A 24442-nucleotide genomic window follows, 5' to 3' on the forward strand; every position below is an offset into this window, starting at 1 on the left:
CCCCGCGCCCACCGATCTTCACCCCGCCCCGCGTGGGCGGCCGCCCGCTCGGGCCGCGGCGCCCCGGCCCGCCGACGCCGACGCGGTCAGCGCCTTTGGCGGTCCCGCCCCTTGCCGCCGCGGCGACGCAGCAGCAGCCAGGACGCGACCACCACGCCACCGCACACGAGGAGTGTGCCGCGGTGGTCCCGGGCGGCCGTGACGCCGCGTTCGGCCGTGTGCCGGACCGGCTCGGCGGCCTTGTCCTGCCACAGGTGGCCCGCCTGGTCCGCCCGCACCTTGACCTGGTGGGCGGTGGCGGTGGCGGTGTCCTTGACCGGGGTGGGCAGCTTGTCCTGCACCACGTGGGCGGCCTCGGTGGCCTTCGCCCTGACCTGTTCGGTCACCTCCGCGGTCCGGGCCCCGGCCTGGTCCTTCAGCTCGGCCGCCTTGTGCTGGGCGCGGGCCTTCACATCGGCCTTGGCGGCCAAGTCCCCGACCGTGCGGCCCAGTTCGTGCCGGGTCTGCTCGACCTGGTCCCGGAGCTGCTCGGGCGTGGCGGCGGACTTGTCGTGGGTCGGCTTCGTCATCGCCGTGCACTCTCCTTGATCTCGGCCATGTCGGCCTTGACGCTGTCGATGGTCTGCGCGGGGACGGGCGGCGCGGCCCGGCCGACCTCCTTCTTGCCCCGCAGGGCCAGGACGCCGCCGATCACACCGAGGACCCCGGTGACGATCAGGGCGGCGGCCCACACCGGGAGCGGGACGGCGAGCCCGGCGATCGCGGCGGCGACCAGAGCCTGCAGCGTGAGGAAACCCACCACCCCCGCACCGCCGAAGAGCCCGCCGCCCTTCCCATAGCGCCTGCCCTTCTCGGTCAACTCGGCCTGTGCGAGCCGCATTTCACCCCGCACCAGCTCGGTGAGCTGCTGGGAGGCCCGCTGGACGAGGTCGCCGACGTGCTCGGACGTGGTGCCCGTTCCGGGCCGGGAGACCGAGCTGGTCATGACCCGCCACCACCTTTCTCCGTCTGGGGTTTCGCTGTCGTGTCCCGCTGTCATGTCCCGCTGTCGTGTCCCGCTTGCGGGTTCCGCTGTCCTGAATGGCTGTGCGCGCCCTCCGCCCGCCTCTCGGTCACCCCCGAGTACCCGGCTCGGGCCGGATCACCCCACCGCCCTCCAGCTCCTGTCGGGCCTCCCCGGCGCGGCGCTCCTCCTCGCTCCACTTGCGGGTGTCGCGGGGCGGGGCGTACGGCTCCGCGTCCTGCGGGAGGCCCTCCGCGACGGCGCGCTGCCGGGCCAGCTCCGCGTCGAATTCCAGGCCGAGCAGCATCGCGATGTTGCTGATCCACAGCCACACCAGGAAGACGATCACGCCCGCGAGCGTCCCGTATGTCTTGTTGTACGAGGCGAAGTTGGACACGTAGAAGGCGAACCCGGCGGACGCGACCAGCCAGAGCGCCAGCGCGACCACGCTGCCCGGGGTGACCCATGCGAAGCCGCCGCCCTTCACGTTGGGCGACGCCCAGTAGAGGATCGCGATCATGGTCGTGACCACGACGACGAGCACCGGCCACTTCGCGATCGCCCACACCAGCAGTGCCGTGTCCCCGATCCCCAGCGCCTTTCCGGCCTCGTGGGCGAGCGCCCCGGTGAACACGACGATCAGCGCGCTGACCACGGCGAGGAGGAGCAGCACCACCGTCACGCCGACGCGCACCGGCAGCACCTTCCACACCGGCCGCCCCTCGGGCATGTCGTACACGGCGTTGGCGCTGCGGATGAAGGCCGCGACGTAGCTCGAGGCCGACCACACCGCGAGGGCGATGCCGACGACGGCCATGAGCGAGCCGATGCCGCCGCGCCCCTGCAGCTCCCGCACGGCGTCGCTGATGATGTCCCGCGCCGATCCCGGAGCCAGCTTCTTGATGTTGTCCAGGACCTCGTCCGTGGCCGACTGCCCGGCGAGACCCAGCAGGGACACCAGCACCAGCAGGGCCGGGAACATCGACAGCACTCCGTAGTACGTCAACGCCGCGGCCCGGTCGGTGAGTTCGTCGTCCATGAACTCCTTCACGGTGCCCTTCAGGACGGCGCGCCACGACCGCTTCGGCAACTCGATCGGAGTGTCGGGGCCACCGGTGGGGTGCTCGGGTTTCGAAGTCCGCTTCATGAGAGCGAAGTAACCCGGCAGGCCGCACCCATGCACCGACCGTGGACAGGGGCGGCACTCACCACGCCCACCACACCCCCGGCACTCACTTCGCTCACCTCGCTCACACCTGCCTCGGCCAGTCCTCCGCCTGGAACATCCGGGGGCCGCGGACGAGCCCGGCCGAACTGGCGTTGTCGGCGACGGTGTCGGGCAGGGTGATCCGCCAGTCGCGGATGCGGCTGTCGACGATCTCCAGGGCGGGCGCGACGGCTTCCCGCGGCGGTGCGCCGGGCGATGGTGCCCCGCTGGATCGTGTACGCGTCGGCGGTCTCCAGGCCGGGGAACGTCTCCGTCAGCGGTTCGAAGGGGGCCGCCCCCAGCCTGGCCTCGCGTCCGTCACGGGCGGTGGGCCGTGTCGCCCGAGCCCTCGGGGAGATCGGGGAGTTCACCGCGGAGCTGGCTGCGGGTGGCCTCGTCCTGGATGAGGAGCAACAGCAGTGAGGCCACCGTCAGTCCCGCCTCGGCGGGGTGGCGCAGGACCTTGCCGGGGTCGATGCGGTACGTGTTCCCACGGCCCTCTCTGACGTGGGAGAGATAGCCGTCCTGCTCCAGGTCCGCGATGATCCGCTGCACGGCGCGTTCGGTCAGGCGGCAGTGCACGGCGATATCGCGGATGCGGGCGCTGTGATCGTCCGCGATGGCGGCCAGAACACGCGCGTGATTGGTCAGAAATGTCCATCCAGTGTGTGGCTCAGGTGACCCATCCATGGGCCGAGTCTACGAGCGATCTTTCGTGTACCCAATGACACGAAGCGATTTTCATGTATTGGTTGACGTGTCCCCCATTGACGGCGACCGTTAGGGGAAGCACAGGCGGGACCCACTTGGGAGAGGGTGGTCATGCCAGAACTCTCGTACGGAAGGCATGAGTTGACGTCCGGGCAGCCCGCTCCGGACAGTGGCGCGGGAACGGCGCACCCGGCAGGCCGGGACCCGGCGGACGTGCACGAGCTGCGGACCGAGGTGGGCCAGCTGCGCCGGGCCATCAAGAGCCGTCCGGCGATCGACCTGGCACGCGGCATCCTCATGGCCTCCTTCGGCCTGAGCCCCGAGGAAGCCTGGGCGGTGCTGGTCAAGACGTCGCAGGGCACGAACATCAAGCTGCATCACATCGCCAGCGACCTGGTCGGCACGGTGCAGGGGCCGCCCCTGTCCGAGCTGGTCAAACAGCAGATCGCTGCCGCTGTCGGCGCCGTCCGCGCCATCCCCCCGGAGAACGCGGCCCCACCGAAAGGCCCTGCCGTGACCTAGTGACCCGAGCACTCCCGAGCACACCCGAACACACCGGTCGGATAGAGCAGTTGAGTGGGGCTGCGCGGGCTCCGTCTGTGGGGGCTACTTGCCGGTGGTGCAGATCGGGAAGATGGCGCCCTCGACGTAGGAGCCGCCCTGGAAGGTGTCGCCGGCGCGCCAGGTGTGGCGGTAGAGGTTCAGTTCCCCGGTGGGTACCTCGGTGGTGAGCTTGCCGCCGGTCACCGAGGAGGCCAGGCGTCCCTTGTTGACGCGCTGGGAGCCGGAGGCCACGGTCTGCCACTGGTCGGTGGCGGTGTCGTAGCGATCGAGGACGCTCACGATGTCGAGGTCGACGCTGGCGCCCACCTCGGGCAGCAGGTCGCCCAGGCCGCGCAGTTCGGCGTGGACATCGGCGGAGACGACGGTCTTCCCGGCGGCCTTGGCCGCGGCGGTGGTGAGGGTCGCGTGGCCATGGACGGTGTGCTGGATCGGGCACGCGATGACGGCGCCGTCGCCGTACTTCTCGTCGGCGCGGAAGAGCCCGCCGCCAACGCGGCCCGTTCGCGACGCTGCCTGAGGAGTGCACGAAGCAGTGCCCCACCGCCCGCGTGATGGGCGCCGCGGACGCCGCGTGGCGCGCCTCGCCGGCCGCCGTCACCATCGCCGACCTCGCCGCGTCGGTGGAGAGCGACAACGGCCCCGACGCCCTCCCGGGCATCGGGGCCCGGCTCACCGGGGCGCCCCGCTCATGAAGCCCCGGCCGGGCGGGGCGCCGTCCCCGCCAGTGGCGAGGAATCCTCGTAACGGATCTCGTAGACCCGCTCGGTGAACTTCCAGCCGTCCCCCGTGCGCTGGTAACGGTCGTGGTAGATCGCGTAGTTGAGGCCCCCACGGCCGTCCCGCAGCCGTCCGATCTCCGCCATGTAGGCGCGGCCGGTCGCGGTGTCGCCGTCGAGGCGGATCACGCCCGGGTGCGTGTTCTGCACGAGGAAGTCCACGACCTCCGGCACCCGCCTGCCCCAGGCGAGGATCGCCTCCCGGCCCTCCAGCTCGACGGGGATGCCGGGCATCCGCAGCACCCCGTCCGGGGTGAACAGCGAGGCGACGCGGTCGTAGTCGCGCATCATCGCCGCGTCGGTGAACTCCCCGCGCAGCGCCTCGATCTCGACGCGGTCCGCGACGGCCTGAAAGTCGCTCATCGGTCTGCTCCTTCGTGTCGTCCCCGTCTGAGTCCCGGTCCCCATCCCAGTAGTCCCAGTCCCAGTCCCAGTAGTACGACGACACAGCCCGCCGGAATGTGAGACGGCCTCGTGGGCCCCTCGCCCGGACCGGAGCTCAGGCCCCGTACTCCACCAGGCTCGTGGCCACCACGACCCGCTGGACGGGACCACCCGGGGCCGGGCCGCCGCCCGGCCCCCGCCCCCGCATCCGCTCGGCCAGCAACCGCCCTGCCACCCGGCCGAGTTCGTCGCTGTCGTAGGCGACGAGGGTGAGGGGCAGGCCGAGTGCGTCGGCGAGTTCGAAGTCGTCGAAGCCCGCGAGAGCCGGGGCCGTTCCGGTCGGGGGCAGCGGGCGGATCGCGCGGAACGCCCCGATGGTGTTGCGGTTGTTGGAGCAGAACAGGGCCGTGGGCGGGTCCGGGAGCGCCAGCAGGGCGGTCGCCGCCGCCGTCGCCTCGTCGGGGTCGGTCTGGCCCAGGCTCACGTAACGGTCGTCGGCCGTCAGGCCCCGATCCGCGAGCGCCGCCGTGTAGCCGCGGAGGCGCTCGGTGCCCGTGTAGACGGCGGGCGGGGGGCCGAGGAAGCCGATGCGGCGGTGGCCGCGCTCGATGAGGCGGGCCGTCGCGGCCCGGGCGCCGCCGAAGTCGTCGACCAGGACGCAGTCGGCCTCGAAGCCCTCGGGCGGGCGGCTCGCGAGGACCACCGGGACGCCCTCCGCGACCGCCGCGGCCAGGTGGCGCTGGTCGGCCGCCGCGGGCACGGCGATGATCCCGTCGACGCGGCGCGCGATGAGGTCGGCCACCAACTCCCGTTCCGCGTCCAGGTCCTGGCCCGTGTTGCCGATGACCGTCTTCAGGCCGTCCCCGGCGACGACCGAGTCCACGCCGAGGGCGAGCCGGGAGTAGAAGGGGTTGGCCAGGTTGGTGACGACGAGTCCCACCAGTCCCGTGCCGCGCCCGAGGCGGAGGCTGCGGGCCACCTCGTTGGGCCGGTACCCGAGCGCGGCGGCCGCGGCCCGGACCCGCTCGCGGGTGGCGGGCAGCACCCGCGGATCGTCCCGCAGCACCCGGGATGCGGTCATGGCGCTGACGTCGGCGCGCTGGGCCACGTCACGCAGGGTCGGCGCCTGAGCCTGAGCGGGAGCCGGGCCCCGCCCCCGCCCTTCCCCGGGCGCCCCCTCCTCCGAGTCGCGTCCGACGGGGCCGTCGCGTCCGTCGCGTCCGTCGGAGCCGAGCTGTTCGGGAGACTCAGGAGACTCGGGAGACTCGGGAGACATGGTGCCGTTGTCCTTTCCGTGCTCCGCCCGGCGGCCGGACGGCCGGGCGATCTGGTGCAGGTGGAGCGCCGCGCGACGGACTCCGGCCGAGCCGTGGCCGGAAGAACTCAGCGCCCTGCGGCCACATGTCTCGCCGCCCCGATCAGCGCGGCGTCCGGCCCGAGTTCCGCGGCGAGCGCCCGCACCGGAGTATCTCCCAGGCCGCTGCCCAGCGCGGGTCCGACCAGGTCCCAGGACGCCGCCATCGCCCCGCCGACGACGAGTACGGACGCGTCGAACCCCCGTATGTACGGGGCGAGGACCGCGCCCAGCGTGGTGAGGGTGTCCTCCAGGACGCGCCGGGCCCGCTTCTCCCCCGCCCGCGCCCGCGCCGCGACGTCGCGCACGTCGAGCCCCCGCGCGGCCACCCCGTCCTGCCCGTACCGCTCCAGGATCGCCCGCCGCGACACCGACGCCTCGAGGCCGCGGCCCTCGTGCTCGACCAGGTCCATGCGGCCCTGCGGCGGCACCCCGGCCCCCTCCCGGCGCACCGCCCCGTCCGCGAGGAACGCCGAACCCACCCCCGTGCCCAGGGTGATGCCCACGCACCGCCGGTGCCCTCGCGCGGCGCCCGCGCCCCACTCCCCCAGCGCGAAGGCGTGCGCGTCGTTGAGGAACAGCACGTCGGCGGGGCGCGGCCGGACGGTGTCGAGGAGCACCGACCGCACGTCGATGCCGTAGAGCGTGTCGAACTTCCCGACACCCTCGAAGCGCGCGATCCCCTTGTCGTAGTCGAAGGGGCCCGGTATCGCGACGCCCCACAACTCGCCCTCGGGCGCCTCCAGTTCGGTGGCGCACCGCACCACCGCGCCGAGGATGTCGGCCGCCGTGCCCCGCGCGTCGAGCGGGCGTCGCACGCGGTGGGTGACGCGGGCCCGGTCGGCGTCCACCAGGGCGGCCGACACATGGGTGCCGCCGATGTCCAGGACGGGGATCATGAGGCCGTGCGGTCGCGCACGAGGGCCTTGACGACCTTGGCCGGGCCGCCGTCCGCGGGCGCGGTGAGGCGGTAGCGGCCCACCGCCGCGGGCACCGTCAGTGTCTCGGCGTACGCCAGCGGGTGCCGGTCCCCCGCCGCCGTCTCCACCGTCACCCCGTCCCCCTCCACGACGTTCAGGACGTGGAAACGGCCCGCCGTGTCGTCCTCGGCCACGGCCCCCGCGTCCAGTGCGTAGCGCCGTACTTCATAGAACATCTCGTCCAGGGCGCCGAGGAGTTCCTCGCGCCAGCCCGCGCCCTCGCGCAGCGTGCGCGGCTCCTGGACGAGGTCGCGGGCGACCGTCTCGCCCCGGCGGTCCGTGCGGAGGTTCGCCAGGCCGTGCTCGTACGGGAGGGGGCGGGGGTTGCCGTCGGCGTCGGGGCGCAGCCAGTCGTAGAAGCGCAGGCTGTAGAGGTAGGGGGTGGCGCTGATCTCCAGGACGACGTTCCCGGCGCCGCTGGCGTGCGGGGTGCCGGCCGGGATCATGAACAGGCGCCCCCGGTCGGCGGGGAAGGTCAGGACGTGGTCCTCCGGGTCCATGGGCACCCCGTCGGTCACGGCCTCCTCGATCTCCTTGCGGAACAGGTCGAGGTCCACGTCCTCGCGCAGCCCGAGGAACACGCGCGTGTCGGGGCTGCCGAGCGTCATGTAGTACGTCTCGTGCTGGGTGTAGGTCCAGCCGAACCGCTCCCGCATGTACGCCTCTTGGGGGTGGCAGTGCACGGAGAGGTTGCCGCCGTCGACGGTGTCGAGGTAGTCGAAGCGGATCGGGAAGGAGGTGCCGAAGCGGGCGTGCACGGACGGGCCGAGGAGGGCCTGCGGGTGCAGGACGCACAGCAACTGGAAGGGGATCTCCGCCTGTTGGGTGGTGTCGGGGCCGATGAGGACGCCTGCCTCGGGGGCGATCAGTTCGTAGCCGAGCGCGGTGTTGCGTGCCGCCGCGGCGTCGAAGCCCAGCTCCCTCTCTGCCCAATGTCCGCCCCATGGAGTGGAGTTGAAGTAGGGGCGCGTGCGTACGGGGCGGCGGGCCAGCCCCGCCAGGGTGTCGCGGAGTCCGTTGCCGTCCAGGTGCACCGGCCGCCCGGGTTCCTGTACGTCGAGCCAGGCGTCGAGGCGTGGCGCCAGGGCGTCGCGGTGGCGGTCCAGCAGGGGCCAGTCCACGTAGAAGAGCCGTCTCAACTCGCCGCGCTCGCCCGGGAGTCCGAGGTTGCGGCCGGAGCCCTTCGCCACGGCCGCCTCGGCGTGGCGCTTGGGCAGGTCCGCGTACCAGAGGTGGTCGTGCGGGAGGAGCGCGGCGCCGGGCCCGTACAGCAGGAGGAGGCCCTCGGTGGGGCGCGGGGGGCGGGGCAGTTCCTCGAAGAGATCGCTGAGCGGGTTGTCGGCGAGGGGGCAGTAGTACGGGTCGTCGGGGGCGCCGTCGGTCCGGGCGCGGATCTCGGCCGCGGATGCGTAGTGCGCGCGGACGTCCAGGGCGCGCACCCGCGTGCCGCGTGCGGCCGGGCCCTGGGTGAGGCGGGCGGCGAGGGTGTCCCAGTCCACGGTGGGCGGTCCGTCGACGGCGACGGTCGCGGGGCCCTCGGGGAGCCGGGCGGCCACGGCGTCCCATCCGGTGGTCAGGGTGGCCCCCGGGGCCGGGGCGTAGCGCGGGTCGAGCCGGTACACACGTTCTCCTTCGGACGTACGTCGTGCGGGGTCGTTCAGGGGCGGGTCAGGAGGACGGCCGCGGTGCCGAGCGCGGGCACGTCGACGCTCAATGCGCCGTCCGTACAGGGGAGTTCGCGCTGGGGTGTGCCGAGGTAGTCGGCGGCGTGCGCCCGGGCGACCGTGAAGGGGACGCGGACGGGGCAGGCGGCGGGCTCCTCGGCGAAGGACTGGAGCCGCAGCAGCACCGTGCCCGGCTCCGGAGTGGTGGCGCCGACGAGGCGGACGCGCGGGTGGCCCAACTCGGCCAGGACATGGGTGTCCCGCGCGTCCGGTCCCGCCCCCCTGGCCCGTACGGCGCGCAGCGGCCGGCTGAAGGCCGCGGCGGTGCGCGGTCCGAGGCCGTCCGCCGAGCGCGCGCAGGCGAGGCTGTAGCGGAAGGTGAACTCGAACCCCTGGGAGCTGGGGAAGTTGGTGTCCCAGAGGTTGTTGTGGATCCAGGAGAAGACGGTGGCGGGCTCGTCGTGGCCGAGGGTCTTGGGGAACGGCGCGTACGGCAGCGCGATGTTGCCGAACTGGACGAGCGGCGCGTCCTGTGTGGACCAGGCCACCGCGAGGTCCGGCTCCGCGAGGGTCACCCAGCGGCGCACGGCCCGCATGTGCGGGGCCGAGCCCGGCACCACGGGGAGGGAGGTGCCGGTGGCGCCGCCGGATGCCTCCATGCGCACGTGCGGCTCGTCGAAGGCGAAGGGGAACGCGAAGTAGGCGCTCTCCTTGCCGAGCGTGGCGTCCTTGTCGAGGCGGTTCTCGATGTCGAGGCGCGGCACGCCGTGCGGCAGGGTGAGGGTGGTGTGCAGCCGGTTGGCGCCGGCCGGGCGCGTCTCGTACGTGAGGGTCTGAGCGGTCGCGGTGGAGCGGCGGGCGATGAGGGCGGCGGGCGGGGCGACGGCGCGGGCGCCGAGGTGTTCGAGCCGCTCGGAGGCGGTGGTGCGGCTGGAGTTGTGGTTGAAGGCGCCCGCGGTCGTGTAGCTGTCGTGGAGGTAGCCGTTGAAGCCGACGATGGCGTCGGCGCGGACGAGTTCGCGGCCCGTCGCCTTGTCGACGACCGACGCGATGCAGGCGTGCGCCAGGTCGACGCGGACGGCGAGGTGTTCGTTCTCCAGGAGGGTGGGGTCGGGGTGGGCGAGGGCCTCGGCGGCGGTCTCGGCGGGGTCCTCGCGCTCCGTGCCGCCGGTCGGGTTCCAGCCCGTGGCGGCCTGCACCACCGGGGACCCCGGCGCCTCTCCCCCCGTGGAGGCGTCGGCGTCCCCGGTGATGTCGAGCCGCACCGACCCGGAGGCCGGCACGTCCGCCACGCGCAGCACCAGGAAGCGCCCTGCGTCGCGGTGGTCGTCATTGCTCTGCGCCCGCTCCTCGTACGAGAGTTGCTCCCCGGTGCGCGCGTCGCGGACCGTCACCGACTGCTCCAGCGGCACGGTGCTCTCCGCCAGGAACAGCTCGACGACGTCGGTGCGCGGCCAGGAGCAGGTGTTGAGCACGTGGTACGAGGCGGTGGCGCCCCGTGCGGGCGCGAGGCGCTGGCCGAGACGGGCAGAGGCCCGGCGCAGCAGCGCGTTCGCGTCGTCGTGGGCGCGCATCGCCTGCCCGTACTTCCAGTGCCACTGGTGCTCGCCGCTGTGGCCGCCCTCGTCGCCGTGGGTCCAGGGGTCGCCGGCGCCCCAGGTGTGCTCGTCGAAGAGCGACACCGCTTCGTAGACCCCGGCGGCGTCCCTGCTGTCGTCCTCGGCCCCCGTGGCGCCGAGGACACCGGCGAGCGTCCCGATGGTCTGGGCGTCGGCGACCACGGACTGGGCGGTGCGCGCCAGGGACAGGGGCCGGGCCCCCGAGCCGACGCCGTCCACCCACCAGTCGGTCCAGTCGCCCTCGAAGGTGCGGATCTCGTCGCCGAGCCGGGCTTCGGCGTCGCGGAAGAAGTCCTCGTTGCGGGAGAGCCTCAGGCGCGGGTAGGCCCAGGTCTCGTTCCAGCGGCGCACGGTGTCGGCGATGATCCGGCGCGGCGGCGCGTTGTCGCCGAACTTGCCCTGGACGCGCAGGTGCAGGACGTCCCACGGGTAGGGCTCGCGCTTGATGTCCTCCTGGTCCATGGCCCAGCCGAAGATGCCGCCCCGGTACGGATACGGATTGTCGGCGAGCGAGGTGAGGTAGGCGGGCAGCAGGTCGTCGACGTCGGCGTAGCGGGTGTCGAAGCCGAGCAGCGGGCCCTCCATGTAGGCGAGGCCGTGCGGGGTGTCGGTGACCCAGACCAGGACGCTGTTGCCGCTGGGGGCGCGCCAGCGGAACAGGCGCGGCAGGCTCTCGCCGCCGACGAGGTGCGGCACCGAGCGTCCGGCCCAATTGTGCGCGACCGAGAGGTACTTGACGCCTGCGGAGGCGAGGGCGTCGACGAGTCCGACGACGGCGCCGGGCACATCGGTCTGCATCGCGGAGGTGAACTCGATGCCGTGCTCGGCGCGGATGTCGTGGGCCGGGCGAAGGAGTTCGTGGAGTTCGTCGGTGGAGCAGGTCTCGGTGTGCAGGTTGAACGGCAGGGCGGTGAGTTCGACGCGGCCCTCGCGGACCCGGCGCAGGAACTCCTCGACCTGTTCGGCGGGCCGGGCGTCGGCCCACTGCCGGAACGACCACAGCGACTCCACGCACCAGCGGAACCGGGACTCCTCGGGCCAGTCGTCGGTGGCCCGGGTCAGCTCCAGGCAGGAGTCGAGGAAGGAGAGGTGCTCGGCGAGGACGTGGCCCTGGGGGTCGGTGTAGCCGATGTCGAGGTGGGAGTGGTGGATCAGGTGGACGGTCCAGCGGCGCTGCGGGGTGAGCTGTACGTCGATGCCCTCGTCACCGCGGGGGAGGCTCACGGTGACGCGGGTGGCCGTCTCGACGGCGGGCAGGAGGAGGCGCACGGAGCGGCCGGGTCCCGCGATGCGCTCGGCGGGCAGCACGGTCCCGGACTCCGTACGGACGCTCAACTCGGCCGGTACGTCTGCTCCGTTGACGGGTTCGACGCGCAGGGACTGGAGCAGCGAGCCGTCGTCCGCGTACCGCATCAGGGGCTCCACGGTGAGCCGGAGCCCGGCGCCGTCGGTCCCGGCGGCTCCGTCCAGGGGCCCTTCCGCGCTCGCGGCGGCCGTGCGCAGGCTGGCGCGGATCCGGTCGTTGTCCCAGTCGGTGGTGCGGACGAGGGCCCGTGTCGTCATGCGGAGGTCTCCCGGCGGATGTGAGGGGTCAGCGGGCGTTGGCGGTGATGCCGCGCAGGAACAGGCCGCGGAACACCAGGAAGAGCAGCAGGGTGGGCACGGACACGATGAGGGCCCCGGCCAGGATGACGGGCGGACCGGCCGAGGAGTAGGCCGTGTTGAGGGTGGTCAGGGCCGCCATCACCGGCTGGACTTCGGGGCTGCGGCTGAGCGTGATGCCGAGCAGCAGGTCGTTCCAGACGGCCGTGAACTGGAAGATGAAGGCGGCGGCGAGACCGGCGCGCAGCAGCGGCACGTGGATGCGCCAGAAGATCCGGCGCAGGGACGCCCCGTCGATGAGCGCGGCCTCCGTCAACTCCGGGGGCATCGTGGTCATCTGATTGCGGATCAGGAAGAAGGCGAAGGGGATGGCCCACGCCGAGTACACCAGCATCAGGCCGAGCCGGGTGTCGTAGAGGTGGGCGTCGGCGTACAGGCCGAAGAGCGGGGCGAGGAACATCTGCAGCGGGAAGAGCGTGCCGGAGTAGATGAGCCAGAACCAGAAGGCGGGCCTGGGGATGGGCAGGATGACCACCGCGAACGCCGCCATGGCCGCGACGAGGACGGCGACGAGCCCGCACACCACGGCGTACAGGAGCGAGGACTGGAAGCTGTCGCCGATGCCCGCCTGGTCCCAGGCGGTTTTGAGGTTGTCCCAGATCGCGAAGCCCTGCACGGTCCACTCCGGCTTGCCCTGGTATTCGGCCGCCGGGGTCAGGGAGTTGACGACCAGGAGGTAGAGCGGGACCAGCCAGAGCACCACGCACACCGCGACGAAGAGACGCCGTACGGTCCGTCCCATGGGGTGCCCTCCTCAGCTCTCGTCCGCGGCGGCGCGCGGCATCTGGCGGCGCAGATACAGCCAGGACGAGGCGACGACGACCACCGAGAGGACCAGGGCGATCGCCGAGCCGTAGCCCACGTGGAAGAGCCGGAAGGTCTCCCGGTACATGCTCAGGGCGAGGGTCTCCGAGGAGCGCGAGGGGCCGCCCTTGGTGAGGACCCAGATCATGTCGAACGCCTTCAGGCTGTTCACGACGGCCATGCCGACCACGACGACGGTGACGGCCCGCAGCTGGGGCAGCGTGATGTGGCGGAACATCCGCCAGCCGCTCGCCCCGTCCAACTCGGCTGCCTCGACGGTCTCCTGGGGGATGGCGCGCAGCCCGATCGCGAACAGCACGACGTTCAGGCCGGTCGCCTGCCAGGTGCCGGCCACGATCATCGCGAGGGTGTTCTGCGGCCACTCCAGGAGCCACGCGTGCGCCCAGGAGTCGAGGCCGATGCCGCGCAGCACCTGGTTGACGGCACCCTCGGACGTCAGCATGAAGTTCCACAGGACGGCGGTGGCGGCCACCGAGATCGCGTACGGCAGGACGATGACGAGCTGCGCGAGGCCGCCGAAGCGCATGCGGTGCGTGGCGACCGCGATGAGCAGCCCGGCGAGGACCGGCAGGAGCAGCGTCCCGGCCACCCACAGCAGGGTGTTGAGCAGCGCGCGCCCGAAGACCGGGTCGTCGGCGAGCCGGGCGTAGTTGTCCAGGCCCGTGTAGCTGCTGGTGAAGCCGTTGTCCTCGAAGAAGCTGCCGTAGACGCTGCGGAAGAAGGGGTAGACGAGCAGCACGCCGACGAAGGCGAGGGCGGGCAGCGCCCAGGGCAGCGCGGCCACGGGACCGCCGAACCGGCCACTGGTGCGGGCGGCCTGGTGCGGGGTGCGCAGCGGCACCCGGCGCCGCCGGGCGCGCACCGATTCGGGCGCGCCGGTCGCGGCGGTGGTCACGGCCTCGGTCATGCCCCCTTCACCCCCTCCCCCTGCTCGGTCTTCTCGGTCTTCTCGGACTCCCGCCACACCTTCCAGGCGTCGTCGGCACGGCCCTGCATGGTGCGCAGCACGCTCCGGTACGAGGACGGGTTCAGCAGGAAGCCCGCGAGATCATCCACGGTGGCCTCCACCAGCTCGGGCGGGCCCTGCTCCCAGAAGCGGTTGAGCATCCGCAGCCGGTCGCCGCGCACCTTCTCGGCGAGGCCCGCGATGACCGTGTTGGGCGGGGCGACCCGCGGGTTGGGGCAGCCGTCCTGGAGGGTGTGCGAGAACGCCTTCATCACGCTGGGCCGCAGCCAGTTGCCCGCCGCCTTGACGGCCTCGGTGCGGTCGGGGCCCTTCACGGTGGCGACGAGGGCGCTGGACTCGAAGATGACGCAGGGGCGCGTGCGCGGTTCGGCCATGGGCAGCACGAACGCGCCGTAGTTCTTGCCGGGCTTGCCGCCCACCCCGCCGAGGATCCCGCCGAACCAGGTGCCGCACGCCACCATGCCGACCTTGCCGTGCACCAGGACGCCCGCCGCGTCGGTGTGGCTCATGTCCATGGGCGTGAACCAGTCCTTGTCGAAGAACGAGGCGATGGTGCGCAGGGCGCGTTCGGCGCGCGGGTCGGTGTAGCGGGCGCGGCCGTTCATCAAGTCGTCGTAGAACTGCGGGTCCTGACGGCTCAGCACTTCCTGGAACCAGATGAAGGAGGGCCAGCGGTCGGCGGCCGTGCCGTGCAGCGGCGTGATCCCGCTCTTCTTCAGGCGGGCGCAGACGGTCATGAACTCGGCCCAGGTGGCGGGCGGTTGGAGGTCATGGGCGCGGAAGACCTCGGGGTTGTAGAAGAGCACCCAGTACGCGAGGTTCATCGGAAGTCCGTAGACCCGGTCCTGGTAGGTGAAGGCGCTCCGCAGCGAGGCGTCGACCCAGCGCCTGCGCACGGCTGCGTCCCACTGCGTGCTCAGGTCGACGATGCCGCCGGTGCGGGCGAGGTCCTGGAGCCGGTAGCCCGACCAGTACTTGAGGAGGTCGGGGGTGCGGTCGGTGCGCAGCGAGGACTTGACGATCTGCTCGAACGACTCGAGGGACGGGTTGACCTGGGGCACCAGCTGGAGGGCGGCCGCCTGCTTCATCGCGGCGCCCGCGGCGGCCATGGGCTTCTCCCAGGCGGCGCTGTCACCGAGCACGGCGACCTTGCCCGCGGGCAGCCCGGAGGCCGAGCTGCAGGCGGTGGTGAGCCCGCCCGCGGCGGCGGCGCCGGCCGCGGCGAGGAAGGTGCGGCGGGCGAGCCGGGGCCCCGGCGACGACCCCACGGAACGACCTGACATGGGCGGCTCCCCCAGGCGTGAGTCGGCCCGGTGTTAGCGTTAACACGGGCGTCTTGGAGCTTCTCGGCACCGGGGGTGGATGTCAATGGCCGGGGCGGTTCGGGGACCGGCGGAGGTCCTCAACGAGCCATGTTCCAGGGTCTGTTGAGGACCGTGCCGCGGCAGGTCAGCGGTGTCACCCGCCGCCCAGGAGCTTCGCCTTGGCCGCCGCGAACTCCTCCTGCGTCATCAGGCCCTGCTGGACGAGGGCGGCGAGCTGGGTGAGCTGGTCGGCGAGGGAAGGCACAGGCGGGGCCGACGGGGCGGGCGGGGTCTGGGGCACCGACGGCACGGGCTGCGGCGGAGCCTGCGCCGGGCCCTGCCACTGTGTCTGGCTCTGTGCCTGCCACTGTGTCTGGCTCTGCGCCTGGCTCTGTGCCTGGAGGTCCTCGATCGCCGCGTTCTGGTCCTGCTCGTGCTGGGCCCGGCGGGCCACGCTCCGTCCGGCCGCGTAGGCCGTGCCGCCCACCAGCATGCCGCGCAGCAGCGGCGCTCCCGCGGGCCGGACCACCGGCCGCATCATCGGTCCGCGTCGCATGAACATCGCGTCAGCTCCCTTCCATCGCCGCCGCCGGGGCATCGGCCCCGGCCGCCGTCCGGTACGCCGCGCGCGCCTGCTCCACCCGGTCCGGCGGGATCCGCACCGACGCCGCGATGTGCCCGCCCGCACCCCGCACCGCCCGCGCGGCCCGCCCCGCCCACAGGTGCTCGACGAGGACGAGCAGCGCGCAGCCACCCGGCTCGAGGACGGCGGCGGCCTCCTCGGCGTCCTCCGGGCCGATCAGGTTGGGCTCTTCCTCGCGCCCGGCGAGGACGTCGGCGAACTCCTCGAACTCGTCCAGTTCCGCCCGGCTGGTGTCGCCCGTGGCGGCCTTGGCGACCACGAGGGAGTCCATGACCCGCACCTCGCCCGAGCGCCGCAGCTCGGCGAGGGCCGCGACCGCCCCTCTCCCGGGCCGCTCCCCGGGAAAGGCCAGGACCAGGAACTCCACCGGTCCCGTGCCGTCCGCCTCGCCCACACCGCCGCTCTCGCGCACGTCGCCCGCGCCGTCCATGACCGCACCCCGCATACCCGTACAGACAATTGGTTTCCACGCATACGACACCACGGGGCACCCGGGCCCGCATCTCGTCCGTGCCGCTGCGGCGGCCGCGAAATGCTGTTGATCGTCCGCCGGGGGACGGCTAGGAAGGCCGGATGACGACTCTCGGTGTGGTGTTCCGTCCCCAGCTCCCTCCCGAACGGCTCCGTGGCATGGTGCGCACCGCCGAGGAGGCGGGCCTGGAGGAGCTGTGGCTCTGGGAGGACTGTTTCCTGGAGAGCGGCATCGCGAGTGCGGCGGCGGCGCTCGCCTGGTCGGAGCGGCTGCGCGTGGGCGTGGGCCTGCTGCCGGTCCCGCTGCGCAACGTCGCGCTCGCCACGATGGAGGCGGCCACCCTGCACCGCCTCTTCCCCGGCCGCGTCCTGCTCGGCGTCGGCCACGGCGTGCAGGACTGGATGGGGCAGGTGGGTGCGCGGGCCGAGTCGCCGGTGACGCTGCTGCGGGAGCATCTCGACGCGATGCGGGCCCTGTTGGCGGGCGAGCGCGTCAGCACGCGGGGGCGGTACGTGCAGTTGGACGGCGTCGCCCTGGACTGGCCGCCCGCCGAGGCGCCGCCGGTCTTCGCGGGGGCGCGCGGGCCGCGGTCGGTGCGGCTCACCGGGGAGGCGGCGGACGGCACGATCCTGGACGCGAGCGCCTCGGTGGAGGCGGTGCGGGCGGCGCGCCGACTCATCGACGAGGGACGTGAGTCGGCGGGCCGGTCCGGCGCCCACCCGGTGATCGTCTACCTGTACGCGGCGACCGGGCCGGACGCCGCCGAGCGGCTGCGCGCCGAGCTCGTGCGCGACGGGCGGGCGGCGACGGAGGACCTCGGGGTCGCCGGGGACGCACAGGCGTGGGCGAAGGCCGTCCGTGACCTCGCGGCGGCGGGGGCGGACACCGTCGTCCTGCAGCCCACGGCCGACGAGCCGGACCCCGAGGCGTTCGTGCGGTTCGTCACGGACGAGGTTCGCCCGCTGGTTCCGTGACGGTCGCCGCCGGCTCGGCGGCGCCCCCTCCCGATTCCGTCACACCCTCTGAACGTGCGGCCGCCGACGCCCTGTCGGCGGCCGCGTCGAGCGTCTCGGGCTCCCGCAGGGTGCGCAGCAGCAGCCAGCCGAGGGCGGGCAGGGCGATCAGCGGGGCGAGGGCGGTGCGCAGCGACGTGGCGTCGGCGAGGGCGCCGATGGCGGGGCTCGCCAGGCCGCCGACGCTGACCGCAAGGCCCAGCGTGACGCCGCTCGCGGTGCCGACGCGGCCGGGCAGATAGTCCTGGCCGAGCGTGACGTGCAGCGAGAAGGGCACGTACAGGCCGGCCGAGGTGAGCGCGACGGCGGCGAAGAGCGCGGGCCCCGGCACGAGGACGACGCCCGCGACGGAGAGCACGGACAGCGCGTACGACCACCGCACCACGGACACGCGTCCGTACCGGGCGGCGAGCCTCCCCCCGGCGACGGTGCCGACGGCGCCGCCGATGTAGAGCACGAACAGCGCGGCCGTACCGGCGACTTGGCCGCCTCCGGTGCGCTGGCGCACGTACAAGGAAATGAAGGCGCCGAGGCCGACGAAGACGATGGAGCGGCACATGATGGCGCCGGTCAGGCGGAGGAAGGAGGGCCAGTCGTCGCGCACGGCGGGCCGCACCGCGCGCGGCCCGCTCGCCGTCGCGGCGCCCGCGCGAGGGGCGGCCGAGCGCAGCGCGGCCAGGCACAGCGCCGCACCGGCGACGGCGGGGACGACCAGGAGCGGTGAGGCACCCAGGCCGCCCACCCCGACGACGGCGGCGACCAGCAGCGGCGCGGCGGCGAAGCCCAGGTTCCCGCCGAGCGAGAACCAGCCCATCGCGGTGTGGCTCCCCCGGCTCGCGGCCCGGGCGACGCGCGCGGACTCGGGGTGGTAGGCGGCGACCCCGATCCCGGAGACGGCGACGACCGCGAGCGTGACGGCGTACGAGTCGCCGACCCCGGCGAGCGCGACGCCGACGCCGCCCGCGAGGGTGCTCACCGGCAGCAGCCAGGGCAGCGCCCACTTGTCGGTGAGCGCCCCGAACAGCGGCTGCACCACCGAGGAGAGCAGCGAGGCGGCGAGGACGATGCCGGAGGCGGCGGCGTAGCTGTAGGCGCGCTCGGCGACGAAGAACGGCACCAGGGCGGCGACGGCCCCCTGGTAGACGTCGACGCAGGCGTGGCTGAGGGCGAGGAGGGTGATGGGGCCGGTGCGCCGGGCGGGCGAGGACCGCGTCTCCTGGGGAGCCGCCCGTTCCGACTGTTCTGGGGGAGCTGTCTGCGACACGGGATTCGTCTGTACGTATTTCTTGGGCACCGCCTCATCGTGGCCGCCCGGCGCCCTGGCGCGCTTCCGATAAAGTGCCAACCTATGTCGGAGATCCGCCACCTTCCCGAGGCCCCCACCGTCACCAAGTCCCTCGCGCCCGGCGAGCACGTCGACCCGCACCGGCACGACACGCACCAGATCATCTACGCGGGCTCGGGCGTCCTGGCCGTCACCACCGACGCCGGGACCTGGTTCGCGCCCGGCACCCGCGCGATCTGGGTGCCCGCGGGCTGCGTCCACGCGCACCGCGCGCACGGCCAGCTCGCCCTGCACCTGCTCGGCCTGCCCGCCGCCACCAACCCGCTGGGCCTGGACGCCCCCACGGTCCTGGCCGTCAGCCCGCTGCTGCGCGAACTGATCCTCGCCTGCACTCGCGACCCCGACGCCGACTCCCCCGCCGACCGCCGCCTGCGCGCGGTCCTCCTGGACCAGCTGCGCGCCTCGCCGCAGCAGCCCGTCCAGCTGCCCGCGCCCACCGACCCGCGCCTCGCGGCCGTCTGCGACCTGCTGCACCAGGACCCGGCCGATCCGCGCCCGCTGGGCGAGTTCGCCGCCGGGGCGGGGGCCGGCGAGCGCACCCTCAGCCGGCTCTTCCGGCGCGAGCTCGGCATGACCTTCCCGCAGTGGCGCACCCAGCTGCGGCTCTACCACGCCCTGCGGATGCTCGGCGACGACGTGCCGGTCACCGCGGTGGCGCACCGCTGCGGCTGGTCGTCGACGAGTGCCTTCATCGACGTGTTCCGGCGGGCCTTCGGCTACACCCCCGGCACACATGGCCGCCCGGTGTGACGGGTAGCCTCGGCGGACGGCCGCAAGGCCGCGAACCGGCAGGTCAACGACCGTCACCGAAAGGGAAGATGGGCAGATGGACCAGGGGAACGCCGCAACGGGAACAGCACCGGGAGCACAGGGAATCGCCGCGATGGACGCGCTCGCGCAGGCCGCGGCCGTCCGCGCCAAGGAGATCAGTCCCGTCGAGCTCGTCGAGCACGCACTGGACCGGATCGCCGCGCACAACGAGGCGCTCGGCGCCTTCGTGACCCTCACCGAGGAGTCCGCGCGCGCCGCGGCCAAGGCCGCCGAACAGCGCCTGGCCACCGAGGATCCGGCCACCCTTCCCCCACTCTTCGGCGTCCCGACAGCCATCAAGGACCTCACCGCCACCGCCGGCGTGCGCACGATGCACGGCTCCGCGGCCTTCGCCGAGCACGTCCCCCAACATGACGCGCACAGCGTCCAGTTGCTGAGGGCCGCGGGCACGATCAGCCTCGGCAAGACCAACACCCCCGAGTTCGGCGTCGCCTCCTACACGGCCAGCGACGTCGCACCGATCGCCCGTACGCCGTGGGACACCCGCCTGTCCGCGGGCGGATCGAGCGGCGGGGCGGCCGCGGCCGTCGCCGCCGGGATCGTCCCGATCGCGCACGGCAGCGACGGCGGCGGCTCGCTGCGCATCCCCGCGAGCGTGTGCGGCATCGTGGGTTTCAAGCCCTCGCGGGGCAGGGTGAGTTCGGCCCCGGAGCCCAATGTGGCGGGCCTCGCCGTCGAGGGCCCGCTGGCCCGCACGGTGCGCGACGCGGCGGCGCTCCTGGACGTGCTGAGCGTCCCCTCGCCCGGCGACCCGTACTGGGCGCAGCCGCTGCCCCCGGGCGAGACCTTCCTGGCCCACGCGCAGCGCGAGCCGGGCCGCCTGCGCATCGCGCGCTACGCGGATCTGGGCGAGACCGGCCAGGCCGTCGACCCGGACTGCCGCGCCGCCTACGAGGACGCCACCGCACTCCTGACCGGCCTGGGCCACGAGGTCGAGGAGATCCCCAACCCCTTTGTGGACGCGATCGGTTCCATCTTCTTCCCCCTGTGGGGAGTCCAGTCCCTGCGCTACGAGGTCCCGGAGGAGAAGGAGCACCTCCTGCGCCCGCTGACCCGCTTCTGGCGGCGCCAGGGCCGCACGGTCAGCGGCGAGCAGCTCTTCCGGGCGCTCGCCGCCGCCCAGACGCTCACCCGCCGGGTCATCGAGGCGACGAGCCCGTACGACGCCGTGCTCACCCCGACGCTCGGCCTGCCGCCGCAGCCCCTGTCGTTCTTCGAGGGTCCCGAGGGCCGGGACACGGAGCCGACCGACGACCAGCTCGTGGCCGAACTCCGCCGCCAGTCCCTCTTCACCCCGTTCACCAGCGCCCTGAACATCACCGGCCAGCCCGCCGTGAGCCTGCCCCTGCACTGGAACACGGCGGGCCTGCCCATCGGCGTCAGCCTGGCCGGACGGCCCGCGGGCGAGGGCCCGCTGCTGTCGCTGTGCGCGCAGGTGGAGGCGGCGCGGCCGTGGGTGGGGCGGTGGCCGGTGCTGTCGGCCTAGCCGCGCCGCGTCAGCCCAAGCCGCAGCCCCTCCGGCATCAACGTCAGCCGCTCCACCACACGCAGCCGGTAGCCCGGGTCCGCGTGCAGGTCGTAGCGGCGCAGCAGCAAACCGAGGACCAACGTGGCCTCGTGCAGGGCGAATTGGCGGCCGATGCAGGCGCGGGCGCCGGTGCCGAAGGGCTTGAAGACGTGCGGTGGGCGGCTCCGCACGGCGGCCGCCTCGAAGCGGTCGGGATCGAAGCGCTCGGGGTGTTCGCCCCACGCGGCGGGGTCGCGGTGCAGCATCGCCACCAGGACCAGGGCCCAGGCGCCCGGCCGCATCGGGTGGACGCCGCCGAGCACGGTGTCGTGCTTGGCCTCGCGCGCGAAGGCAGGGGCGGTGGGCCACAGGCGCAGGGACTCGTCCAGGACCCGGCGTACGTAGCGGAGCTTGGCGACCTGCTCGTACGCGGGCTCGTCGGCATCGCCCCAGACCTGGTCGACCTCGGCCTGTGCGCGGGCCAGGACGTCGGGGTGGCGGGCCAGGTAGTGGAGCGCGAACGACAGGGCGCCGGAGGTGGTTTCGTGCCCGGCGACCAGGAAGGTGATGACCTGGCGGCGGATGTTCTCCGGTGAGAGCCGCTCGCCGGTCTCGGGGTGGGCGACCTCCAGCATCCGGTCGAGCAGGTCTCCCGTCCGGGCCTCCGCCCCTGCCCCCTCCCCCTTTCCGGAAGCCCGGCGGGCGGCGATCACGTCGTCCACGGTGCGGTTGAGGTAGGCCATGTGCGCGGCGTTGCGCCGCTCGGCGCCGCGCAGCAGGAGCGGGGTGAGCAGCGGCGGGACGACGTTGCGGCGCTGGGCGTGGGTGAGCGTGCCGACCATCGCGGTCACGAAGGGGTGCGGGCGGCTGCGCTCGAAGGAGCCGAAGTCGTGGCCGAAGCCGGTGCGGGCGATGGTCTCCAGGGTCAGCTTCGTCATGTCGCCCGGCACGTCCACGCTCTCACCCGCCGCCTCCTGCGCGTCCCAGCGGGCGGTCAGCTGCCGGGCCACGTCGAGCATCAGCGGGTGGTAGCCCGCCATGGCGTCGCGGCTGAAGCCGGGGGCGAGGACATCGTGGGCGAGCTGCCAGTTGGGCTCGTGGTTGTACGCGGTGAACAGGCCGTCGCCCGCGACCGGGCGGAGGTTGGCGACGCCCAGGCCGACGTGCTTGGCGAACCGCGCCTCGTCGGCGAGCTCCGCCGCGAGTTCGGCGCCCCACACGAAGACGATCTCCTTGCCGAAGCCCTTGCGGCGGAAGATCGGCCCGAGCTGTCCGGCGATGCGCATCGAGTCCTGCACGGGCGTGCGGACGTTGACGCCGACGACGTCGCCGAGCACGGGCAGGCGGCGCGGCGGGTGCGGGATGCGGCGCAGCTCGGGCCAGCCGAGCTCGGCGCTGCGGAACCCCTTGGGCACGGCGGCCGGACCGACCGCTCCGTCCGCATCCCCGTCACCCGCCGTCGGCCGCTGCGTCACCTGCGCCATGAGCCATCTCCCTTGTGCGACAGGCCCGTTGGGACTGTTGTACGTGGATTCAATAAGCGTCCCCAGTGTGCTGCCGCTATTGAATCCACGTCAAGTAAGAAGGGGAAAGGTCAAGTAAGGTGCTGGCATGGCGGCGAAGGGACAGCAGGCTCACGTGCACGGCGAGCGAGCTCAAACGGGAGCAGGACAGCCTCACGAGCGCACGCGCCGCCGCCTCAGCTCCGAGGAGCGCCGGGAGCAGCTGCTGTGCGTGGGCTCGCGCCTCTTCGCCAGCAACCCGTACGACGACGTGTGGATCGAGCAGGTCGCGGAGATCGCGGGCGTCTCCCGAGGGCTCCTCTACCACTACTTCCCGACGAAGCGGGACTTCTTCGCCGCGGTCGTGCGCCGCGAGAGCGAGCGGATGCTGCGCCTCACGCAGGCGGTGCCGGGCATCCCGGTGCGCGAGCAGATCGGCACCGGGCTCGACACCTTCCTCGGCTATGTGGAGTCGCACGCGGAGGGCTTCCGCGCCTTCCACCGGGCGGAGGCGGCGGGCGACCCCACGGTGCGCGCGGTCTACCGGGAGGGCCTCGACAACCAGGAGCGGCAGATCCTGGAGGCACTCGCCGCGGCGCCCGAAACGGCGTACGCCGACGAGGAGTTGCCCGCGCTGCGCCTGGCGGTGCGCGGCTGGCTGGCCTTCCTGGTGGCGGTCTGCCTGGAGTGGCTGGAGCGCCCGGAGGAGCTCTCGCGCGACGAGGTGCGGGAGGTGTGTGCGCGGGCCCTGCTGGGTGCCATCACACCGTGAGGACCCCACGGCGTCATGACACCCGGTGTGGTCACCCCGCCGAGAAGGCCACCGTCCCGTCGGGCAGAACCGCCTCGACCTGGGCGCCGTGCTCCACGGTGCGGCTGACGGTGCAGTACTTCTCGTGCGTCAGCCGCACCCCGCGCGCGAAGACCTCGGCGGGGGTGCCTTCGGGCAGCTCCATCTCGTACGAGACGCGGACGACGCCCACACGCCCGTCGTCCTCGGGACGGGACACGGACTCCACGACGACGCGCAGGTCGTCGTGGTCGACGGCGCGAGCGGTCCGGTCCATGACCAGTCCCCCACAGCCGCCGAGGGCCGCGAGCAGCAGCTCGACGGGGGTGAACGACGGCTGGGCGCCGGGGTCGTCGGCGGCGCCGATGCGGACCTCGGCGCCGCGGTCGTTGCGGGCGGTCCAGTCACGGTAGCCGTTGCGGACGGTTTCGATGCGGTAGTCGGCCATGGCGTGACCGTACCCGCGGGCCCACGCCGAGGGGTGGAGGCAGAAGGTCCCGTCGCGCACCGGGTGAGACGCGCCGGGTCAACTACCAGACGATGAGAGCCCGTTAAGGCCCCTTACGGTTGCGGCCCTGCGGCCAACGCCCACGGACCACGCAATCGACTGAGCCCGGACGGCCCTGACCACTTACGATGTCCCGACTCACCAAACGGAAGGGAGATCATGTCCGATCCCAACGCCCCGGCCCACAACCCGTACCCCCAGCCGCAGCAGCCCCCTGCTCCCGGCTACGGCTACCCCGCTCCCGGGGCCGGAGCACCGCACCAGTACCCGGCCGCGCCCCCGCTCTACGGGGCCCCGGGACCGGGCTACCCGATGGCGATGCAGCCGAGCAACGGGATGGGCACCGCAGGACTCGTCTGCGGAATCATCGGCGTGGTCCTGAGCCTGACCTTCATCCTGTGGTTCATCGGCATCATCCTGGGCATCCTCGGGATCGTCTTCGGCGCGATCGGCATATCAAAGGCGAACAAGGGCGAGGCCACCAACAAGGGCGCCGCGACGGGCGGCCTGATATGCGGCGTGGTGGCGACGGTGCTGCTTCCGCTGCTCGGCCTGATCCTGTTCGCCAGCGTCATGGGCGCGGCCTGAGGCCCCGGGCACCGAGCCCGGCGGCCGGGGGCGCCTCGCGGTCCATGTCCCCGCTGCCGGGACGGACGGATCCGTACTGGAGATCGGCACCCGCCGAGCCACCCGCGAGGACCTGGAGACCGTCGGCGCGTCGGGACGCGCCTCCATCGCGGACGTACCGGACGGCTCCGTCCTGCTGCAGCCCACCGCGCTGGGATCGGGGGGCATCGCCGTCGTGGAGGTC

The 24442-nt window shown here is 73.3% G+C and carries 25 protein-coding genes and 2 pseudogenes; 8 read left to right on the forward strand and 19 right to left on the reverse strand.

Translation table 11 applies throughout. The annotated features are described in order from the left end of the window. Positions 1–86 precede the first annotated feature (86 nt). The 5 genes and pseudogenes from ACFWYM_RS40745 to ACFWYM_RS40765 form a co-directional block, all read right to left on the reverse strand. On the reverse strand, positions 87–569 hold the full coding sequence (locus ACFWYM_RS40745) for a DUF3618 domain-containing protein (RefSeq protein WP_384849355.1): 483 nt from the start codon (positions 567–569) through the stop codon (positions 87–89). After that, a complete protein-coding gene (locus tag ACFWYM_RS40750; RefSeq protein WP_384849358.1) occupies positions 566–985 on the reverse strand; it encodes a phage holin family protein in 420 nt (139 codons plus the stop codon). Before ACFWYM_RS40750 ends, ACFWYM_RS40745 begins: the two co-directional genes overlap by 4 nt. A 127-nt stretch (positions 986–1112) precedes the next feature. Next, positions 1113–2150 (reverse strand): YihY/virulence factor BrkB family protein, encoded by a 1038-nt coding sequence (locus ACFWYM_RS40755; RefSeq protein WP_384849361.1) that lies wholly within the window; start codon positions 2148–2150, stop codon positions 1113–1115. A gap of 145 nt (positions 2151–2295) precedes the next feature. Continuing rightward, a pseudogene (locus ACFWYM_RS40760) lies at positions 2296–2403 on the reverse strand (2-keto-4-pentenoate hydratase); the annotation flags it as partial. A gap of 125 nt (positions 2404–2528) precedes the next feature. Beyond that, entirely contained in the window at positions 2529–2900 is a 372-nt protein-coding gene (locus ACFWYM_RS40765) for a helix-turn-helix transcriptional regulator (RefSeq protein ID WP_384849363.1), read from the reverse strand. A 132-nt stretch (positions 2901–3032) separates the two neighbouring features. On the opposite strand from ACFWYM_RS40765, the gene ACFWYM_RS40770 reads away from it, so the two are divergent. Next, a complete protein-coding gene (locus ACFWYM_RS40770; RefSeq protein WP_384849366.1) occupies positions 3033–3443 on the forward strand; it encodes an ANTAR domain-containing protein in 411 nt (136 codons plus the stop codon). Between the two features lie 84 nt (positions 3444–3527). On the opposite strand, the gene ACFWYM_RS40775 is transcribed toward ACFWYM_RS40770, so the two are convergent. Beyond that, positions 3528–3791: a hypothetical protein gene (locus ACFWYM_RS40775; protein WP_384849369.1), complete on the reverse strand. Its 264-nt coding sequence runs from the start codon at positions 3789–3791 to the stop codon at positions 3528–3530. A 245-nt stretch (positions 3792–4036) separates the two neighbouring features. On the opposite strand from ACFWYM_RS40775, the gene ACFWYM_RS40780 reads away from it, so the two are divergent. Continuing rightward, positions 4037–4177: a hypothetical protein gene (locus tag ACFWYM_RS40780; RefSeq protein ID WP_384849372.1), complete on the forward strand. Its 141-nt coding sequence runs from the start codon at positions 4037–4039 to the stop codon at positions 4175–4177. Here ACFWYM_RS40780 and ACFWYM_RS40785 read toward each other — a convergent pair. The 10 genes from ACFWYM_RS40785 to ACFWYM_RS40830 all read right to left on the reverse strand — a co-directional run bounded on the left by ACFWYM_RS40785 (position 4172) and on the right by ACFWYM_RS40830 (position 16093). Then, positions 4172–4624, reverse strand: coding sequence for a nuclear transport factor 2 family protein (locus ACFWYM_RS40785; RefSeq protein ID WP_384849375.1), 453 nt, complete (start codon positions 4622–4624; stop codon positions 4172–4174). The two genes, ACFWYM_RS40780 and ACFWYM_RS40785, sit on opposite strands and share 6 nt — an antisense overlap. A gap of 136 nt (positions 4625–4760) precedes the next feature. After that, complete coding sequence (locus tag ACFWYM_RS40790; protein ID WP_384849429.1) at positions 4761–5762, reverse strand: LacI family DNA-binding transcriptional regulator; 1002 nt, start codon at positions 5760–5762, stop codon at positions 4761–4763. Positions 5763–6028: 266 nt separating this feature from the next. After that, positions 6029–6898: an ROK family protein gene (locus tag ACFWYM_RS40795; RefSeq protein WP_384849378.1), complete on the reverse strand. Its 870-nt coding sequence runs from the start codon at positions 6896–6898 to the stop codon at positions 6029–6031. Continuing rightward, positions 6895–8601: a class I mannose-6-phosphate isomerase gene (locus tag ACFWYM_RS40800; protein ID WP_384849381.1), complete on the reverse strand. Its 1707-nt coding sequence runs from the start codon at positions 8599–8601 to the stop codon at positions 6895–6897. Before ACFWYM_RS40800 ends, ACFWYM_RS40795 begins: the two co-directional genes overlap by 4 nt. Positions 8602–8636: 35 nt before the next feature. Beyond that, entirely contained in the window at positions 8637–11825 is a 3189-nt protein-coding gene (locus ACFWYM_RS40805; protein WP_384849384.1) for a glycoside hydrolase family 38 C-terminal domain-containing protein, read from the reverse strand. A 28-nt stretch (positions 11826–11853) separates the two neighbouring features. After that, positions 11854–12666 (reverse strand): carbohydrate ABC transporter permease, encoded by an 813-nt coding sequence (locus ACFWYM_RS40810; protein ID WP_384849387.1) that lies wholly within the window; start codon positions 12664–12666, stop codon positions 11854–11856. A gap of 12 nt (positions 12667–12678) precedes the next feature. After that, positions 12679–13656 (reverse strand): carbohydrate ABC transporter permease, encoded by a 978-nt coding sequence (locus ACFWYM_RS40815; protein ID WP_384849390.1) that lies wholly within the window; start codon positions 13654–13656, stop codon positions 12679–12681. After that, a complete protein-coding gene (locus tag ACFWYM_RS40820) occupies positions 13653–14999 on the reverse strand; it encodes an ABC transporter substrate-binding protein (RefSeq protein WP_384849393.1) in 1347 nt (448 codons plus the stop codon). The genes ACFWYM_RS40815 and ACFWYM_RS40820 overlap by 4 nt, the downstream gene beginning before the upstream one ends. 175 nt (positions 15000–15174) lie before the next feature. Then, positions 15175–15582: an SHOCT domain-containing protein gene (locus ACFWYM_RS40825; protein ID WP_384849396.1), complete on the reverse strand. Its 408-nt coding sequence runs from the start codon at positions 15580–15582 to the stop codon at positions 15175–15177. A 4-nt stretch (positions 15583–15586) separates the two neighbouring features. After that, complete coding sequence (locus ACFWYM_RS40830) at positions 15587–16093, reverse strand: DUF6325 family protein (protein WP_384849399.1); 507 nt, start codon at positions 16091–16093, stop codon at positions 15587–15589. A gap of 143 nt (positions 16094–16236) precedes the next feature. On the opposite strand from ACFWYM_RS40830, the gene ACFWYM_RS40835 reads away from it, so the two are divergent. Then, on the forward strand, positions 16237–17109 hold the full coding sequence (locus ACFWYM_RS40835) for an LLM class flavin-dependent oxidoreductase (protein WP_384849402.1): 873 nt from the start codon (positions 16237–16239) through the stop codon (positions 17107–17109). On the opposite strand, the gene ACFWYM_RS40840 is transcribed toward ACFWYM_RS40835, so the two are convergent. Beyond that, positions 17078–18328, reverse strand: coding sequence for an MFS transporter (locus ACFWYM_RS40840; protein ID WP_384849432.1), 1251 nt, complete (start codon positions 18326–18328; stop codon positions 17078–17080). The genes ACFWYM_RS40835 and ACFWYM_RS40840 overlap by 32 nt on opposite strands. Positions 18329–18496: 168 nt before the next feature. On the opposite strand from ACFWYM_RS40840, the gene ACFWYM_RS40845 reads away from it, so the two are divergent. Then, positions 18497–19243: an AraC family transcriptional regulator gene (locus ACFWYM_RS40845; RefSeq protein WP_384849405.1), complete on the forward strand. Its 747-nt coding sequence runs from the start codon at positions 18497–18499 to the stop codon at positions 19241–19243. A 76-nt stretch (positions 19244–19319) separates the two neighbouring features. Then, positions 19320–20810, forward strand: coding sequence for an amidase (locus tag ACFWYM_RS40850; RefSeq protein ID WP_384849408.1), 1491 nt, complete (start codon positions 19320–19322; stop codon positions 20808–20810). Here ACFWYM_RS40850 and ACFWYM_RS40855 read toward each other — a convergent pair. Beyond that, positions 20807–22315, reverse strand: a complete 1509-nt coding sequence (locus ACFWYM_RS40855) for a cytochrome P450 (RefSeq protein ID WP_384849411.1) — start codon at positions 22313–22315, stop codon at positions 20807–20809. The two genes, ACFWYM_RS40850 and ACFWYM_RS40855, sit on opposite strands and share 4 nt — an antisense overlap. 127 nt (positions 22316–22442) lie before the next feature. Between ACFWYM_RS40855 and ACFWYM_RS40860 the strand changes: the two genes are divergently transcribed. Beyond that, on the forward strand, positions 22443–23105 hold the full coding sequence (locus tag ACFWYM_RS40860) for a TetR/AcrR family transcriptional regulator (RefSeq protein WP_384849414.1): 663 nt from the start codon (positions 22443–22445) through the stop codon (positions 23103–23105). Positions 23106–23136: 31 nt separating this feature from the next. On the opposite strand, the gene ACFWYM_RS40865 is transcribed toward ACFWYM_RS40860, so the two are convergent. Then, on the reverse strand, positions 23137–23571 hold the full coding sequence (locus ACFWYM_RS40865) for an OsmC family protein (RefSeq protein WP_384849417.1): 435 nt from the start codon (positions 23569–23571) through the stop codon (positions 23137–23139). 219 nt (positions 23572–23790) lie between these two features. Between ACFWYM_RS40865 and ACFWYM_RS40870 the strand changes: the two genes are divergently transcribed. Continuing rightward, entirely contained in the window at positions 23791–24219 is a 429-nt protein-coding gene (locus ACFWYM_RS40870) for a DUF4190 domain-containing protein (protein ID WP_384849420.1), read from the forward strand. Between the two features lie 10 nt (positions 24220–24229). Next, a pseudogene (locus ACFWYM_RS40875) lies at positions 24230–24442 on the forward strand (two-component sensor histidine kinase); the annotation flags it as partial.

The organism is Streptomyces sp. NPDC059009 (assembly GCF_042740175.1).
Taxonomy (GTDB): Bacteria; Actinomycetota; Actinomycetes; order Streptomycetales; family Streptomycetaceae; genus Streptomyces.

Coding starts and splice junctions, on each gene's coding strand:
- ACFWYM_RS40745 (WP_384849355.1), bottom strand. CDS start 569: ATGACGAAGCCGACCCACGACAAGTCCGCCGCCACGCCCGAGCAGCTC.
- ACFWYM_RS40750 (WP_384849358.1), bottom strand. CDS start 985: ATGACCAGCTCGGTCTCCCGGCCCGGAACGGGCACCACGTCCGAGCAC.
- ACFWYM_RS40755 (WP_384849361.1), bottom strand. CDS start 2,150: ATGAAGCGGACTTCGAAACCCGAGCACCCCACCGGTGGCCCCGACACT.
- ACFWYM_RS40765 (WP_384849363.1), bottom strand. CDS start 2,900: ATGGATGGGTCACCTGAGCCACACACTGGATGGACATTTCTGACCAAT.
- ACFWYM_RS40770 (WP_384849366.1), top strand. CDS start 3,033: ATGCCAGAACTCTCGTACGGAAGGCATGAGTTGACGTCCGGGCAGCCC.
- ACFWYM_RS40780 (WP_384849372.1), top strand. CDS start 4,037: ATGGGCGCCGCGGACGCCGCGTGGCGCGCCTCGCCGGCCGCCGTCACC.
- ACFWYM_RS40785 (WP_384849375.1), bottom strand. CDS start 4,624: ATGAGCGACTTTCAGGCCGTCGCGGACCGCGTCGAGATCGAGGCGCTG.
- ACFWYM_RS40795 (WP_384849378.1), bottom strand. CDS start 6,898: ATGATCCCCGTCCTGGACATCGGCGGCACCCATGTGTCGGCCGCCCTG.
- ACFWYM_RS40805 (WP_384849384.1), bottom strand. CDS start 11,825: ATGACGACACGGGCCCTCGTCCGCACCACCGACTGGGACAACGACCGG.
- ACFWYM_RS40810 (WP_384849387.1), bottom strand. CDS start 12,666: ATGGGACGGACCGTACGGCGTCTCTTCGTCGCGGTGTGCGTGGTGCTC.
- ACFWYM_RS40815 (WP_384849390.1), bottom strand. CDS start 13,656: ATGACCGAGGCCGTGACCACCGCCGCGACCGGCGCGCCCGAATCGGTG.
- ACFWYM_RS40820 (WP_384849393.1), bottom strand. CDS start 14,999: ATGTCAGGTCGTTCCGTGGGGTCGTCGCCGGGGCCCCGGCTCGCCCGC.
- ACFWYM_RS40825 (WP_384849396.1), bottom strand. CDS start 15,582: ATGTTCATGCGACGCGGACCGATGATGCGGCCGGTGGTCCGGCCCGCG.
- ACFWYM_RS40830 (WP_384849399.1), bottom strand. CDS start 16,093: ATGGACGGCGCGGGCGACGTGCGCGAGAGCGGCGGTGTGGGCGAGGCG.
- ACFWYM_RS40835 (WP_384849402.1), top strand. CDS start 16,237: ATGACGACTCTCGGTGTGGTGTTCCGTCCCCAGCTCCCTCCCGAACGG.
- ACFWYM_RS40845 (WP_384849405.1), top strand. CDS start 18,497: ATGTCGGAGATCCGCCACCTTCCCGAGGCCCCCACCGTCACCAAGTCC.
- ACFWYM_RS40850 (WP_384849408.1), top strand. CDS start 19,320: ATGGACCAGGGGAACGCCGCAACGGGAACAGCACCGGGAGCACAGGGA.
- ACFWYM_RS40855 (WP_384849411.1), bottom strand. CDS start 22,315: ATGGCGCAGGTGACGCAGCGGCCGACGGCGGGTGACGGGGATGCGGAC.
- ACFWYM_RS40860 (WP_384849414.1), top strand. CDS start 22,443: ATGGCGGCGAAGGGACAGCAGGCTCACGTGCACGGCGAGCGAGCTCAA.
- ACFWYM_RS40865 (WP_384849417.1), bottom strand. CDS start 23,571: ATGGCCGACTACCGCATCGAAACCGTCCGCAACGGCTACCGTGACTGG.
- ACFWYM_RS40870 (WP_384849420.1), top strand. CDS start 23,791: ATGTCCGATCCCAACGCCCCGGCCCACAACCCGTACCCCCAGCCGCAG.